Origin of the sequence: Burkholderia sp. Bp8963, assembly GCF_003854275.1 — a bacterium.
Classification (GTDB): Bacteria; Pseudomonadota; Gammaproteobacteria; order Burkholderiales; family Burkholderiaceae; genus Burkholderia.
In genome coordinates this window covers 124,523-138,518 of the sequence record NZ_QTQP01000001.1, presented here as the reverse complement: position 1 = coordinate 138,518, position 13,996 = coordinate 124,523, and the positions used below count along the sequence as shown (strand labels likewise).

General features: G+C 68.1%; 12 protein-coding genes and 1 pseudogene. 8 read left to right on the top strand and 5 right to left on the bottom strand.

Going from position 1 to position 13,996, the window contains the following annotated elements; genetic code table 11:
- Positions 1–51: 51 nt before the first annotated feature.
- From DID96_RS00605 to DID96_RS00595, 3 genes are all read left to right on the top strand, one after another.
- A complete protein-coding gene (locus DID96_RS00605) occupies positions 52–2,235 on the top strand; it encodes an FUSC family protein (protein WP_124597335.1) in 2,184 nt (727 codons plus the stop codon).
- A 181-nt stretch (positions 2,236–2,416) separates the two neighbouring features.
- On the top strand, positions 2,417–2,629 hold the full coding sequence (locus DID96_RS00600) for a hypothetical protein (RefSeq protein ID WP_124597334.1): 213 nt from the start codon (positions 2,417–2,419) through the stop codon (positions 2,627–2,629).
- A gap of 319 nt (positions 2,630–2,948) precedes the next feature.
- Entirely contained in the window at positions 2,949–3,809 is an 861-nt protein-coding gene (locus tag DID96_RS00595; protein ID WP_124597333.1) for a class I SAM-dependent methyltransferase, read from the top strand.
- 90 nt (positions 3,810–3,899) lie between these two features.
- Here the strand turns inward: DID96_RS00595 and DID96_RS00590 are convergent, their stop codons facing one another.
- Positions 3,900–5,354 carry a cytochrome P450 gene (locus tag DID96_RS00590; protein ID WP_124597332.1) on the bottom strand — a complete coding sequence of 485 codons (1,455 nt, stop codon included), beginning with the start codon at positions 5,352–5,354 and terminating at the stop codon, positions 3,900–3,902.
- A gap of 87 nt (positions 5,355–5,441) precedes the next feature.
- On the opposite strand from DID96_RS00590, the gene DID96_RS00585 reads away from it, so the two are divergent.
- Entirely contained in the window at positions 5,442–6,380 is a 939-nt protein-coding gene (locus tag DID96_RS00585) for a helix-turn-helix domain-containing protein (protein ID WP_124597331.1), read from the top strand.
- Positions 6,381–6,509: 129 nt separating this feature from the next.
- On the opposite strand, the gene DID96_RS00580 is transcribed toward DID96_RS00585, so the two are convergent.
- Positions 6,510–6,833, bottom strand: a complete 324-nt coding sequence (locus DID96_RS00580; protein WP_124597330.1) for a DNA-binding protein — start codon at positions 6,831–6,833, stop codon at positions 6,510–6,512.
- A 408-nt stretch (positions 6,834–7,241) separates the two neighbouring features.
- On the opposite strand from DID96_RS00580, the gene DID96_RS00575 reads away from it, so the two are divergent.
- Positions 7,242–7,859: a LysE/ArgO family amino acid transporter gene (locus DID96_RS00575; RefSeq protein WP_124597329.1), complete on the top strand. Its 618-nt coding sequence runs from the start codon at positions 7,242–7,244 to the stop codon at positions 7,857–7,859.
- Between the two features lie 178 nt (positions 7,860–8,037).
- On the opposite strand, the gene DID96_RS00570 is transcribed toward DID96_RS00575, so the two are convergent.
- Positions 8,038–9,369: a carotenoid oxygenase family protein gene (locus DID96_RS00570; protein WP_124597328.1), complete on the bottom strand. Its 1,332-nt coding sequence runs from the start codon at positions 9,367–9,369 to the stop codon at positions 8,038–8,040.
- A 2-nt stretch (positions 9,370–9,371) separates the two neighbouring features.
- Positions 9,372–10,022, bottom strand: coding sequence for a DUF2239 family protein (locus tag DID96_RS00565; RefSeq protein WP_124597327.1), 651 nt, complete (start codon positions 10,020–10,022; stop codon positions 9,372–9,374).
- A gap of 341 nt (positions 10,023–10,363) precedes the next feature.
- Here DID96_RS00565 and DID96_RS00560 point away from each other — a divergent pair, with 341 nt between their 5' ends.
- The 3 genes and pseudogenes from DID96_RS00560 to DID96_RS00550 all read left to right on the top strand — a co-directional run bounded on the left by DID96_RS00560 (position 10,364) and on the right by DID96_RS00550 (position 13,566).
- Positions 10,364–11,239 (top strand): LysR substrate-binding domain-containing protein, encoded by an 876-nt coding sequence (locus tag DID96_RS00560; protein ID WP_124597326.1) that lies wholly within the window; start codon positions 10,364–10,366, stop codon positions 11,237–11,239.
- 471 nt (positions 11,240–11,710) lie between these two features.
- Positions 11,711–12,533 (top strand): annotated as a pseudogene (locus DID96_RS00555) (AEC family transporter).
- A gap of 100 nt (positions 12,534–12,633) precedes the next feature.
- On the top strand, positions 12,634–13,566 hold the full coding sequence (locus DID96_RS00550) for a DMT family transporter (protein WP_124597325.1): 933 nt from the start codon (positions 12,634–12,636) through the stop codon (positions 13,564–13,566).
- Positions 13,567–13,621: 55 nt separating this feature from the next.
- On the opposite strand, the gene DID96_RS00545 is transcribed toward DID96_RS00550, so the two are convergent.
- Positions 13,622–13,993 (bottom strand): DUF4180 domain-containing protein, encoded by a 372-nt coding sequence (locus tag DID96_RS00545; protein ID WP_124597324.1) that lies wholly within the window; start codon positions 13,991–13,993, stop codon positions 13,622–13,624.
- Positions 13,994–13,996: the final 3 nt, after the last annotated feature.

Sequence of the window (13,996 nt, the reverse complement as noted above, 5' to 3'; positions counted from 1 at the left end):
TTCGGACGAGCCGCGGCGAGCCGCCCGGCGCCGCGCGCGCCCTCTCCAGTCATGAAGCCACAACCAGCGATCGAGTCACCGTCCGTCGGACTTCAACGATGGGGGCGCTGGCTCGATCCCCTCGGCAAGGTGGCGCGCGACTGGGCCGCGAGCGACGGGCTGATCTGGCTGCACCTCGCGAAAACCGTGCTCGCGGCGCTGCTCGCGATGGGCATTGCGATGCGGCTCGAGATGTCGCAGCCGCGCACCGCGATGACAACCGTGTTCGTGCTGATGCAGCCGCTGTCGGGGATGGTGTTCGCGAAGAGCTTCTATCGCGTGCTCGGCACCGCGGCCGGCCTCGTCGCTGCGCTCGCGCTCGGCGGCCTGTTCGCGCAGCAGCCCGAGCTCTACATGGCCGGCATCACGCTGTGGATCGGCGGCTGCATCGCGCTCGCGGTGCGCAACCGCCACTTCCGCTGGTACGGGTTCGTGCTCGCCGGCTACACGGCCGCGCTGATCGGGCTGCCCGCGGTGATGACCCCGCAGACGCTGTTCCTGTCCGCGCTGACGCGCGCCGCCGAAGTCGCGCTCGGCATCGTCTGCTCCGGCGTCGTCAGCGCGCTGATCCTGCCGCTCAGTTCGGCGAAGGCGCTGATGCGCTCGCTGAGCGCGCGCCACGCGAAATTCGCCGGGTTCGCGGCCAACGCGCTCGCGGGCGACATCGAGCGCGGCGCATTCGAACGCCAGTTTGCCGATTTCGTCGACGAGATCGTCGGCTTCGAGGCCAACCGTGCATTCGCGTCGTTCGAGGATCCGCACATCCGCGCACGCAGCCGCCGGCTCGCGCGGCTCAACAGCGAGTTCATGAACGCGTGCACGCGGCTGCACGCGCTGCACCAGCTCGTCAAACGGCTGCGCGCCGGCCGCGCCGATGCAGTGCTCGCGGCGCTCGCGCCGCACGTCGATGCGCTCGCGGAACGGCTCGCGGCGCTGCACGACGAACTGCGCCACGGCCCGGCCCGCGCGACCGGCGCGCTGCTCGAATTGCGACACTTTCACACGGCGCTGCCGAAAGGCGCGCGCGCGTCGCGCCGCGAGATCGAGGATCATGCGGCCGGCGGCCTGCTCGATTACGACACCGCGATCGAACTGATGTATCGCTTCGTCGGCGAGTTTCTCGGCTATGCGGATACCTACGCATCGCTCGACCAGGACGATCACGCGTTCGAGCGCACGGTCACGCACTATGCGGTGAAGACGAACCGCTTCTTCATCGGCTTCACGTTCCTGCGCACCGTGGTGGCAGTCGGTGCGATGAGCGCGTTCTGGATCGCGTCGCAATGGCCGAGCGGCTCGCTCGCCGTGATCGGCACCGCGATCGCATGCGCGCTCAGCTCGACTTCGCCGCGCGCGCCGAAGTTCGTCGCGCAGATGAGCGTCGGCGCCGCATTCGCGACGCTCGTCGGCTACCTGTTCCTGTGCTACGTGTACCCGAACATCGACGGGTTTCCGCTGCTGTGCGCGACGCTCGCGCCGGTGCTCGGCTTCGGCGCATTCCTCGCGATGCGGCCCGGGATGTCGGGCTACGGGATCGGCTTCGCGGTGTTCTTCTGCCTGCTCGCGGGCCCCGACAACCTGATCGCGTATACGCCCGAGGTACTGATCAACAACGGGCTCGCGATCGTCGTCGCGATGCTCGTGTGCTCGATCGTCTTTGCGGTGGTGTTCCCCACGCACATGCCGTGGCTGACGGGCCGCATCGCACACGACCTGCGCCGGCAGGTGACGCTCGCGTGCGAAGGCGCGCCGGCCGGCCTCGCGCAGCGGTTTCAGTCGAGCACGCACGACCTGATGGCGCAGCTGCGCACGCTGCTCGTACGGCGCACGCGCCAGCATCGCGACGCACTGCGCTGGATGCTCGCGACGCTCGAGGTCGGACACGCGGTGATCGACCTGCGCGACGAACTGCAGGCGTTCTGCGCGTCGAAACCACCGCAGACGCGGCGCTGGACCGGCGCCATCGACACCGTGCTTCAAGAGCTGCCGCCCTTCTTCGACGATCCGTCGCCGAGCCATCACGCGCGCACGCTGAAATCGGTGAACCTCGCGATCCGCGCAGCTCAGCACACGCTGGTCGCGTGGCATGCGGTCCCCGACGAGCGGCGCCGGATGCAGCGCATCGTCGGCTGCCTGCACTTCATGCGCAGCGCACTGCTCGACAAGGATGCGCCGTTCAACCGGCATCGTCGTTGAGTGCCATTGAATGCCGTTGAATGCCGTTGAATGCCGTTGAATGCCGTTGAACGGGTACGGCACACGATCCTTGTTGCGGATGCAAATAAGCTCTCCAGCGGCGGTGATTAATCCATAAGCAGTACGAGCCTATAGTTTCATCACTGCCAGCGAGACTGGCAAACACCCAGGAGAAACTGAAATGAAGCCGCTGCACCTCGCCCTCGTTGCCCTGTCGCTTACCGCCGCCGTCGCACATGCGCAACCGGCGCCGGCCGACCACGCACCGCAACAGGCGAACCGCGCCGAGGCCGTCCAGGCCGCGGGCCGCGTCGACCGCTCGCAATCGAAGAACGAAGACCCGAACGCCTGCGTCGGTCCGGTGAGCTTCTGCAACGTCTATTTCGGCAGCTGAGCATGACGCCGCGTCGCGACGGCCGAGCCCGCCGCACTCGTTCCGGGTGCACGGGCAGGCACCGGCCCGCCGGCTCGCCTCCCCGCACACCCCGCACACATTGAATGCGCCGCTTCATCTGAAGCGGCGCGTTTCGTTTCAGCCTCTCCACCAAGTCGGTGCCCGCATATGCCCGTTTGACACGCTGAGCATGGTTCCGTGATCATCTCGAAGCGCGCCAGTCCGAGTGGCGATCACGAAAAAGGAGGCATGACATGGAAACCCGCCGCATCAACGCCGTGTTCCTGACCACCCGCAACCGGTCAGTGAGGTCACGTTCATGAGCGACAGTCACGATATCGCGCCGGACAGCACCGCCGCTCGGGTCGCGCTGTGGCGCGCGCTGCATAGGGAAGTCGATGCGCATCCGCATGTGCTGGAGGACGACATCGGCCTGCGCTTGCTCGCTCCCGAACCGGGCTGGCAGCGCCGTGGCGACATGGATCCGCAGTTCACGCGACCATTCCGCGCGTCGATCGTCGCCCGGGCCCGCTTCATCGAGGATCTCGTCGTCGAGCAGGCCGCGCGCGGGCTGACTCAGTACGTGATCCTCGGTGCCGGCCTCGACAGCTTCGCGCAACGCCGGCCCGACGTTGCATCCGGCCTCCACGTGTTCGAGGTCGACCGGCCGGACCCGCAGGCCTGGAAACGCCAGCGTCTCGTCGAACTCGGTTTCGGCGTCCCGGACTGGCTGCGCTTCGTCCCCGTCGATTTCGAAGCAGGCGGATCGTGGCGCGACGCACTTGCGGCTGCCGGCTTCGACAGCGGCAAGCCGGCGATCGTCGTGTCCACCGGCGTCAGCATGTATCTGACCGACGAAGCGAACGCAGCCACGCTGCGTGAGGTGGCGGCGCTCGCGCCGGGATCGATGTTCGCGATGACGTTCCTGCTGCCGCTGGAACTCGCCGATCCCGATGTGCGCCCCGGGCTCGAGCTGGCGGCCAAGGGCGCGCGCGCCAGCGGGACGCCATTCATCAGCTTCTACATGCCGGCCGAGATCGTGGCATTCGCCCGGGACGCCGGCTTTGGCGATGCCCGGCACGTTTCCGCGGCAACGCTGACGCAGCGCTATTTTTCCGGCAGGACGGATGGCCTGCACCCGCCGGACAACGCCGAGGAACTGCTCATCGCAACGGTCTAGGTTCGGCCTGAGATTTCAACGATCGCCGGACCACGACGGCAATCGACACGCGTGCAAGCGCATCGGATTTCACCCCGATGCGCGCCCCTCCTAAGGCCTTCGCGAATCGACCGGATCGACCGCATCAATCGCATCAACCGCATCGATCGCGAGATGCAGCGGCCGGTCCGGCCGCAACGTCACATTCAGCACCGGACGCGGCGCCGCCATGCCGGCCGGTATCGACAGCACATAGCGCTGCAGCACCATCGCGGCGATCACCGTCAGCTCGGTCAGCGCGAGATGCTGCCCGAGGCACACGCGCGGACCTGTGCCGAACGGCATGTACGCGCCGCGCGGAATCGCGGGCGCGTCGTCAGCGAAACGCTCCGGCCGGAACGCGTCCGGATCCGGGAACCATCTCGCGTCACGATGCATGAGCTGCAGCGGCAGCATGAACAGCGTGCGCGGCGGCAGTTGCCATGCACCCAACGCGATCGGCCGCGACGCGCGACGGCTGATCAGGATCGGCGCCGACGGGTACAGGCGCAGCGTCTCCTCGAGCGTCTGCGTCAGGTAGCGCAGCTGCGGCCGCGTCTCCGCGGTCGGCGCGCGGCCGCGCAACACGCGCTCGACTTCAGCTCGCGCGGCGGCCTGGGCCGAAGGGTTCGCTGCCATGCACCACGTCCACCAGGTCAGCGCCGACGCAGTCGTTTCGTGCCCGGCCAGGAACGCGGTCATGCATTCGTCGTGCACCGCCTGCAATGGCCAGGCACGCGCATCCGCCCGGTGCAGACGCAACAGCCGGGACAGCAGATCGTCGGGCCAGCGGCTGTCCGGCAATTCGAGGCGCGCATGCAGTTGCCGATCGATCAGGTCGTTCAGCACCGCCAGCGCCCGCGCCTTGCCCCGCTGCCACGGCATCCAGTCGGGCGCGCTCGCCGGCTGGTAGAACGCCGCGTTGGCCGCCGCGCTCACCGTGCGGACGGCCTCCTCGGCGGCACGCGTGTCGTCGCCGATCGTGTCGGAGAACATCGTTCGCACGATCACATCCATCGCGAGGGACGTCAGCGCGCTTTCGACCGGCCAGTGCGGATCGTGCGCGGGCCATTGCGCCAGCGCATGACCGGCGGTCGCCGCGATCGTCGGGACGAAACCCTGGACGGCCTTCGGCATGAAGCCCGGCTGCAGTGCGTGCCGCTTGTCGCGCCACGCGCTGCCTTCGGCAATCAGCACGCTATGTCCATGGACCTGTGCCAATACGCGGATGCCGCGTTCCCATCGCACCAGCGCATCGTGATGCGAGACCAGCAATTCGCGCACGAGCTGCGGGTCGGTCACGACGACCGCATGCTCGGGCCACATGCGCAGGTGCACGACGTCGCCGAACGTCTGCTGCCAGACGGCGAGCGTGCCGAGCAGGTCGCGCGACATGCTGCGCAGCAGGCCCCAGCCGGTCAGGCCAGCGCGCGGCCCAGGCGGCCATACGCCGGGCGGATGATGCACGGGCGCAGACGACAGCGCGTCTGCGTGGAATGGGCATTCGGAGCGGGATCGTGTATTCATGCGCTGCATTGTCCGCGCTCGTCGCGCGCCGGTCTTGAACGCAAACGTCATCGACACGCGTATCGCGTCTCCCTATACTGCCCGGTCATGTCCTCCGGTCTGCTCCCCACATGGCCGCCGTGCCCCGATCCGCTCGCGCGCGCGCCCCGCGCGCTGAGCGGCGGCCGGCCGCCTCACGCCCGACTGTATCCGGCGCCGCCTGCGCTACACGGCGCAATCGTCGCGATCGTCTGCCGCGATACGCGCGGCTTCGCGCTGAGCGACGCGCAGTGCCTGACCCATTTCCCGGCTTCGCCGCTCGTGTGCCTGTCCTGGTTTCGCAGCTTCGACCCGGGGCTCGTCGAACGGACGGCGGACGGCCCGCGCTGGCGGCCGTTCGGCGCGGCCGTCACGCTTTCCGGCAGCCAGTTGCAGCCCGTGACGAGCTGGGCGCCGACGACCGGACGCGGCGGCGTCGCGTGCTTCACCGCCGATGCCGCACATGCGCTGTTCGGTGTCGCGTTGCCGGCGATCCACGACCGCTTTGTCGACGCGCGCGAAGCGCTCGGCGACGCGTGGCGGCCGCTCGTCGATGCGCTGACCGACGCCGACGACGACGCGGCCGCGCTGGCCGCGCTGGAGCGGTATCTCGCGCCGTGCTGGCGCGCGCTTCAGGGCGGCGGCTCAGGGTTTGCGTCGCTCCGCGACGCGGGCCGGCACTGGGTCGGGCGCCTCGCGTGGCAGGCGCGCGAATGGCGGCGCACGCATGGCCCGCGGCAGATCGAGCGGCGCGTCAAGGCGTATAGCGGGCGGTCGATGCGCGACTGGCAGGCACTCGTCAGGACGGAAAGCCTGTTCTTCACGGCGCGCGATCGCCTCGAGGCCGGGCATTCGCTCGACTGGGCGACGCTGGCACTCGACGAAGGGTTCGCCGATCAGGCGCACCTGAGCCGCGCGGCCAAACGCATCACCGGATTCTCGCCGACCGAATTCGTGCAACGCTTTGCCGACGACGAGTCGTTCTGGCTGTATCGGCTGTGGGTGTGACGATCGGCGTGCGAAGCGGCGCGCCGTCCTGCGCGGACGGGCGCGAGCGCGCCGTCGATGGCCCCCGGCGCACGGCCGCGTCCGCTCACCTTCCGCGGCGCGGGTTCACCGGCATCGGCCGCAACCGGCTCAATCCGGATAGTCCTCGTTCACCTTCAGGTTCGCGAGCCGGAAGATCGTGCGCAGCGTCTGCGGATAGATGTCCCGGCCCGCGGACAACGACGTCAGGATGAAATCGAGTACCTTTGCGTACTTGAGCAGCACGAGATAGTTGTCGAAATCCGCGGTGTGGCTGCGCAGGTGCTCCGCGATGCGCACCATCTCCGTGGATAGCGTGCAGGCCATCTCGAGTTCGATCTGCTGCTTCGCGCTCCAGGCCTGCTGCGGCTGCTCGAGCAGCTTCGCCAGGAAAGCCTGGAAATGCGCGTCTGACTGGTTAGGCCGCGCGTCCATGGTTTGCCCCGTTCTGCGGTTGGGCGAGCGTGTCCGCGGACACGCCCGGCTGTCTGATCTCCTCGCGCCCGCCGCAGCGCGATGTGCATGCCCGACGGCATGCAGAATCCGTACCAGCATCGCTGAAATCATCCGGGCGACCTCGCGCCGGATCCGTGGCTACGGCCGCTCAGGCCCGCCGGCAGGCGGTCCCGGCGAACCCGGGCCAATGGCGTTCGTCATCGGGTAAGCGGGTGTCACGACCCGTCGAACCCGGCCGCAACGGCAAAATCATTCAACGATGTAACGTAACAACGGGGATCCCGGCGGGCACCGCCAGCGACATGTTTCACATTGGTAACCCGATCCGCGTATAGTTTCAGCAACGTAACCATCACCGGTTCAGCTTAAGAGGTTGTCGGCCCGGCCATGCTCGACACCTCTGCCCTTGTCGAAGGCTTGCTGCTTGGCGCAGCGCTCTTCACGTCCGTTGGTCCCAAAGACACTTTCGTCATCAAGCGTTCGCTGTCGAGCGCGTATCCGCTGTTCATTGCCGCCATCTGCGCCGGAAGCGACGCGCTGCTGATCGCGATCGGCTCGCTGGGTCTCGCCGCGGTGCTGTCACACACGCCGCGCATCGTGTCGGCGGCGCTGCTCGCCGGCATCGTCTATCTCGCATGTCTCGGGCTGCTCGCGTTGCGTTCCGCAATACGCAGAACGCATCCCGACGCCATTCACGCGGGGGCCGCCGAACCATTCGCGCGCATGGCGCTCGCAACCGCGGCTGTTTCACTTTTGAATCCTTACGCATGGGTCGACACGGTGCTGGTGCTCGGTTCGATCATCGCCAGCCGGCCCGCCGGCGCGCGACTGTCGATCGCGCTCGGCGCGGTAGCCGCGTCGTTCATCTGGTTCCTGTCGCTGACCTGGGCCGCCCGACGTTGCCGGCCGCTGTTTGCGCACGCGGCCGCGTGGCGGCTGCTCGATGGGTTCGTCGCCGCGCTGATGATCTCCACGGCGATTCATCTGGCGACAACCCGGCTGTGAAGCACGGCTATGAAGCACGGCGATGAAGCGCGGCTGTGAAGCACGACTGCAGCGCCGATCTGATTCCGGCGATCCGCGACGACGCACGCCAACCGTCGCCGGCACCCCGCCGGAAAACCGGACGCCGGCCGGCGGCCTAGCGCTGCGTTGCGCTCATGGCCCGCGCGCCCTCGCCTGCTCACCGCGCCCTCGGCACCCATGCGCCATGAAACCCCGCCGGCACGCGTCTCGGCAGGTGAATCGTCGCGACCGGCCCTTCATCGATACAGCGTGCATCGAGTATCACGAGATCGCTCGTATCGGTCACGCGCCGGTAGACACACGTCAGCACCCAGCCGTCGTCTTCATCCGCCGCGCCCGCACGGGACACGAATACCGGTTCGCTGTTCTGGTCGCCGTACGGAACGTCGTAACGCGTGACCGTGCCGCGCTCGAGGTCATAGCGGACCACGCCGCGAATCTCGGCGTTCGACGGTTGCTCTGCCGCATAGAAGAACCGGTAGGCATCCCCCGTTCGCGCTTCGTTGATGCGCGGCAATTCGATGCCCCCGTCTCCGATCTGCGTTTCCGCGACCGTCCCTTTCGCCAGATCGATCACATATCGCCACAGCACGCCCACTGGGTTGTCCTCGAACGTGCCGGGCTGCTTGCCGAGCCGCAGGAACGACGGATAGCGCACCGCGTCCAGCACGACGGTCGAGCCGTCGCCGTCATACGCGTTCACCACGTGCTGGATGAAGCACGGCGCAATGTCGAACCAGCGCACGTCGCCGCCGTGACGCGCAATGACGCCGATGCGTGCCTGCCGCTCGTCATGCCAGCGCAGCGGCATCCGGTGCCCGCGAGACAGCATCGAAAAATCGTAGGTGACGTTCAGGTCGAGCAGGATGCTGCGAGTGGCCGTGATCGCGATGTCATGCATCATCGACGGCGCCGGCAGGTCGAGTTCGAGATCGACGGTCTGCACGCCCTGTGCGTCATGTACGCCGTACCGCAGCCACGGCGCTTTCCAGTCGGCGCGGAAGGAGATCAATTCGCCGGTGCGCGGATCGACTTTCGGATGCGCGGTCATGCCGCCGGCGAGCCCGTCGTGCCGCGTCGGTGCGCCAACGCATTCCAGCTCCGGCGTGATCGCAAGCGGCATCCCGCCTTCGGCCAGCGCCAGCAGTTCGCCCGCGTGCAGCAGCACGTTCACGTTCGGATTGGTATCGGGCAGCGATGCGGCCCGCGCCGGCGCATGGACATCCGCCCAGCGCCGCGTGCGCGCCCAGCGGTTGCGATAGCCGGTCACGCGACCATCGTCGAACGCGATCGCATGCAGCATCGCCGCTTCGGGCCACCACGCGAGCATGTCGTTGCCCTCAAACCGGCCGCGCAACGGATTGGGACCGTTGCGCAGCAGCACGCCATCGAGATCGCGCGGAATGCATCCGGTCACGCGCAGATCGACGACGTCGGCTTCATCCGCGACCGGCGCGATTGCGCCGCTGTTCAGATCAAAGGTCGTCATTTTTATAACCAGTCATTGGTTGATTGATCGGGCGATGAACTCGTCGGGATATCGCCGGACGCGAGCGCGAGCGCGTGATCGCGTACGTCGTCGGGCCACGCGGCAATCAGTGCGCGCATGCGCGACGGATCGTTCGCATACAGCGCTCGCACGGCCTCTTCGAAGCCCGGCAGATCGCCCGCGATCGCCGACATGAAGTGATACGCGCGATCCTTCGCGCCGCGCCGCCGCTCCTCCACCGCACGCGAGCGCCGCGCCTCTTCGACGAGCTTGCGCAACGCGACGGATGCGCCACCGGGCTGCGCGGCCAGCCAGTCCCAATGGCGCGGCAGCAGCGTGACTTCGCGCGACACCACGCCGAGTTTCGGACGGCCCCGGCCGCGAGGTTCGGCGGCGTCGGTGTCGGCGTCGCTGTCGGCCGCCGCGGGGGATTCGTCAGGCTGCCCGAAGCGGGCGAGGATCTCGTCGTCGGAGCCCCGGAGGTCGATGTCGATCGAGCGTCCGGTGGTGTCGTCAAAGATCAGCACCGGGCCGGCGCTGCCCGCGTCGCTCGCGCGCCTGATGGTGAGTGCCACCGTCGAAAGCGGCCCGGTCGCAAGCCGCCGATGGCCTTCGAAGGCCGTGTAGGAACTGGAGTACATGCTGAGCACCATCTGTCGGAAGTTTGAATGACCGTATTTATACCCGGATAAAAATGAAGTTGCAATATCACCCGGGTATAAATAATCGAAATGGCGCACGCCGTTCGATGCAAACCGGCACGCGCCGCATCGCGACACGCGCCGGCGCGTGTCGCGATGCCGGTTGCCCGATCGATGACGCGCAGGCATGATGTGCGCGAACCGGCCGGCTGCCGCGCCCCGCCTCCGGGATCGGGCGCGCGCCCGCCAGGCGGATTGATCGCAGCCCGATCCGCCCGGCGCGTTTGCCACCCGATCGTCCGGCGCATTGCCCGCCGCGATCGATCCATCCGGCTGCCCACGTCCGCATGCCCATGTCATTGCGCGCATTCAGAACGCTGGTGGCGATCGCCCGCTACCGGACCTTCGCCCGCGCCGGCGAAGCGATCGGCCTCACGCAGTCGGCGGTGAGCCTGCAGATCAAGACGCTCGAGAGCGAGTTCAACGTGCAGTTGTTCGACCGGTCGCGCCGGCAGCCCGTGCTGACCGAGGCCGGCAACATCCTGGTCGCGCAGGCCGAACAGATCCTCGCGATGGTCGACCGGATTCCCGACGCGCTCAGCGACGAGAAGAAACTGGTCGGCCGCTTGCGGATCGGCGCGATCCAGACGGCGCTGTCCGGCCCGCTGCCCGATGCGCTGCTCGCGTTGCGCGACGCGCATCCGTCGTTGCGCGTGCACGTGTCCGCCGGCATGTCGGTGGAGCTCGCGAATCGCGTCGCTGCCGGCGAGCTCGATGCCGCGATCACGACGCGCCCCGTCAGGCCATACCCCGCCGAACTGACCTGGACGACGCTCTACGAGGATCGCTTCTGGCTGCTCGCGCCGCCGCAATACGCGGAGCGCGACGCGGGCACGCTGCTCGAGGCGCTGCCGTTCATCCGTTTCGATGCGCAGGCGTGGGCCGGCCGCATGATCGCTGCGGAACTGCGTCGTCTCGGCGTGCGCGTGCGCGAGGAGATGGTGCTGGACAGCGCCGAGACGATCGTCCGGATGGTCGCGCGTGGTCTCGGCGCGGCGATCGTCGCGCTGTCCGATTCGACGCTCGCGCGCCTGCCGCCCGTGACCCGCTTGCCGTTCGGCCAGCCGCAGATGGGGCGCGCCGTCGTGCTGCTCGAGCACCAGTCGCGTCCTGCGGAGCGCTTCGCGCGCGCGCTCGCCACCGAAGTCACTATGGCCTGTTCACGCTAATAACGGGCTTGCGAACGTGCGTTGCCGGCTGCAGTGCAAGGAGCAAGGAGCGCCGTTTGGCCGAGCCAAACAAGCGACGCGCGACGCCGCAATGCGGCCGGCAACGCACGTTCCCCTGATTAAAAAATCATTTGTGGGGCTGGCCACCAGAAGGGCCGATCGCCGCGTCATGCTCCTCGCGAATACGTCGAGTATTCGCTTCGTCGCAATCCTCGCGCTCGGCCCTTCTGGTGGCCAGCGCAAGCCCGTTATTAGCGTGAACAGGCCATAGGTCGTCACTGCATCATCGATGAGAATTTCTCATTTAACACCCGATAATTAACAATAATTCCTGTTGGTCCGGCGTGTTAACTTGATGGCGTCGTCACTCTTTCGATCGCGCGTCGCCATGCTGCCTGCAGGACAGAATTCCCTCACGCTTCGTCAGCCCGCCCGCCTTTCATCGCGCGCGATTCGAGCACGGGCGCCGCGATGATCGGCGCGGTCCTGGTCGCGTTGATGCCGGTCGCGCTGCTGGTCGCATTCGGCTACGGACTCAGGCGCACCGGCTTCGTTGCCGACACGTTCTGGCCGCAGGCCGAACGGCTCGGCTACTACGTGCTGCTGCCCGCGCTGTTCGCGCACGGGCTCGCGAGCGTCCGGCTGCAAGACCTCGCCGTGGCGCCGCTCGCGCTCGCGCTGGTCGGCTCGACAGTGGCCATCGCGGCCACACTGCTGCTGATCCGCCCGTTCGTGCGGGTCGACGGCGCCGGCTTCACGTCGGTGTTCCAGGGCGCGGTGCGGCGTGCTGGTGCTCGCGCGCTACGGATCGACGCGCGTCGGAGCCGTCGCGCTCGCACGCCAGATCGTGTCGAATCCGCTGGTGGTAGCGTGCGCGCTCGGGATCGCGATGCAGGCCGGCGGCGTCACGTTCCCGGCCGCCATCGAACCGGCCGTGCACGCGCTCGGCGCCGCGTCGATGCCGCTCGGGTTGCTGTGCGTGGGCGCGGCGTTGACGTTCGACGCCGCGCGCGCATGGCTGCAGCCGGTCTGCGTCGCGTCGGCGTTCAAGTTCGTCGCGATGCCGCTGCTCACGCTCGTCGCCGGGCGTGCGCTTGGGCTCGGCGACACGGCCCTCACGGTGGCGCTGCTGTTCCAGGCGCTGCCGACGTCGTCGGCGTCGTACCTGATGGCGCGCCAGCTCGGTGGCGACGCGCCGCTGATGGCCGGCATCACCGCATTCCAGACGCTGTTCGCGACGCTTGCGATGCCGGCCGTGCTGACGACCCTTGTTGCAGCGTCGGCGCTTCGATGATTCCGCTTGCGCCGATCACCCGATTCGCCGGGCATGCACGTCGCGACGCGTCCGCGCGATCCGTTGCCCCCACGATTTTCCGTCCCGTCTTGTCGAAAACATGAATGCTCCCGCCACGCAGGCCGCCGCCGCCAAAGCGCTGTTGCCCACCGGCATCTACGCCAAGCTCACCTTGGTCGCGCTGTTCTGGGGCGGCACCTTCATCGCGGGCCGCGTGCTCGCCGCGTCGCTGCCCGCGACCACGGCCGCGACCGGGCGATTCGCGATCGCGGCGCTGTTGCTGGCCGGTCTGACGTGGAAGGTCGAAGGCCGCCTGCCGAGGCTGAACGGCCGGCAGCTTCTGGCGACCTTCGGGCTCGGTGTGACGGGCATCTTTCTCTACAACCTGTGTTTCTTTGCCGCGCTGGCGCGCATGCCGGCGGGACGCACCGCATTGTTCGTCGCGCTGAATCCGATCGCGACGGCACTCCTGCTGTCGGTCGTGTTCCGGGAGCGGCTCGCGCCGTCCCGCTGGGCGGGCATCGCGCTGGCGCTGTTCGGTGCGCTGATCGTGATCAGCCGGGGGCAGCTCGTGCTGGCCCTCACCGACCTGCACAGCACGTTCGGCGCCGGGGAACGCTACATGCTGTGCGCGGTGGCCAGTTGGGCCGCGTACACCGTCATCGGCCGCTATGCGCTCGACGGGCTTTCACCGCTCGTATCGACCACTTACGCGACGCTCTGGGGACTCGCGCTGCTGCTCGGCGCGAGCCTGCTGGACCCGCATGCGGGCACAACCGCCCCGCTCACGTGGCAGGCCGTCGGCGCGATCGCGTATCTCGGCGCGGTCGGCACCGTCGTCGCGTTCGTCTGGTACTCGCAAGGCATCCGCGCGCTGGGGGCGGCCCGCACCGCGGTGTTCACCAATCTCGTGCCGGTGTTCGGGGTCCTGCTGTCGGTGGTCCTGCTCGGCGAATCGCTGACGCAGTCGATGCTCGTCGGCGGCGTGCTCGTGATCGCCGGCGTCACACTGACGAATCGCGTCAGCCGCTGATGCGCGGCGCGCGAAACGTTGCGCGCGCGCCGAACGCGCCTGTGCCCGGCCGGCGTCATGCGCCGGCCGCGAGCCTCTGCTCCAGCGCGGAAACATGCGGGACGAACAGAATCGTGCGTCCGCGATTGCTCTCGTGGACGAACGCGCGCAGCGCCTGGCTGCGCGCCAGCCAAGCGTCGATATCGCCGACGATCGCGAGGCCGATGCCGTAGTTGGTGAACTTCTGCGCGATGTTGCCCAGCAGGCGGGTTTCGAGCCGAAACAGGTCGTCGTGCATGGCCGCGACCGGCACTGCGACCCAAGCCGCTTCGTGCGACCAGGCGTCCCCGATCAGCGTGATCGCGTCCGCTTCGCCCGCGAGCACCGTGTCGCGATCCGCGCACACCAGCACGCATTGATCGCCGAGCTTGAGCACCTTCGAGGACATCGT

Bases quoted from the DNA above. Each gene is read 5' to 3' on its own strand.
- DID96_RS00585 (WP_124597331.1), top strand. From the start codon at position 5,442: ATGTCCTCCGGTCTGCTCCCCACATGGCCGCCGTGCCCCGATCCGCTC.
- DID96_RS00560 (WP_124597326.1), top strand. From the start codon at position 10,364: ATGTCATTGCGCGCATTCAGAACGCTGGTGGCGATCGCCCGCTACCGG.
- DID96_RS00570 (WP_124597328.1), bottom strand. From the start codon at position 9,369: ATGACGACCTTTGATCTGAACAGCGGCGCAATCGCGCCGGTCGCGGAT.
- DID96_RS00550 (WP_124597325.1), top strand. From the start codon at position 12,634: ATGAATGCTCCCGCCACGCAGGCCGCCGCCGCCAAAGCGCTGTTGCCC.
- DID96_RS00580 (WP_124597330.1), bottom strand. From the start codon at position 6,833: ATGGACGCGCGGCCTAACCAGTCAGACGCGCATTTCCAGGCTTTCCTG.
- DID96_RS00600 (WP_124597334.1), top strand. From the start codon at position 2,417: ATGAAGCCGCTGCACCTCGCCCTCGTTGCCCTGTCGCTTACCGCCGCC.
- DID96_RS00545 (WP_124597324.1), bottom strand. From the start codon at position 13,993: ATGTCCTCGAAGGTGCTCAAGCTCGGCGATCAATGCGTGCTGGTGTGC.
- DID96_RS00595 (WP_124597333.1), top strand. From the start codon at position 2,949: ATGAGCGACAGTCACGATATCGCGCCGGACAGCACCGCCGCTCGGGTC.
- DID96_RS00605 (WP_124597335.1), top strand. From the start codon at position 52: ATGAAGCCACAACCAGCGATCGAGTCACCGTCCGTCGGACTTCAACGA.
- DID96_RS00590 (WP_124597332.1), bottom strand. From the start codon at position 5,354: ATGAATACACGATCCCGCTCCGAATGCCCATTCCACGCAGACGCGCTG.
- DID96_RS00565 (WP_124597327.1), bottom strand. From the start codon at position 10,022: ATGGTGCTCAGCATGTACTCCAGTTCCTACACGGCCTTCGAAGGCCAT.
- DID96_RS00575 (WP_124597329.1), top strand. From the start codon at position 7,242: ATGCTCGACACCTCTGCCCTTGTCGAAGGCTTGCTGCTTGGCGCAGCG.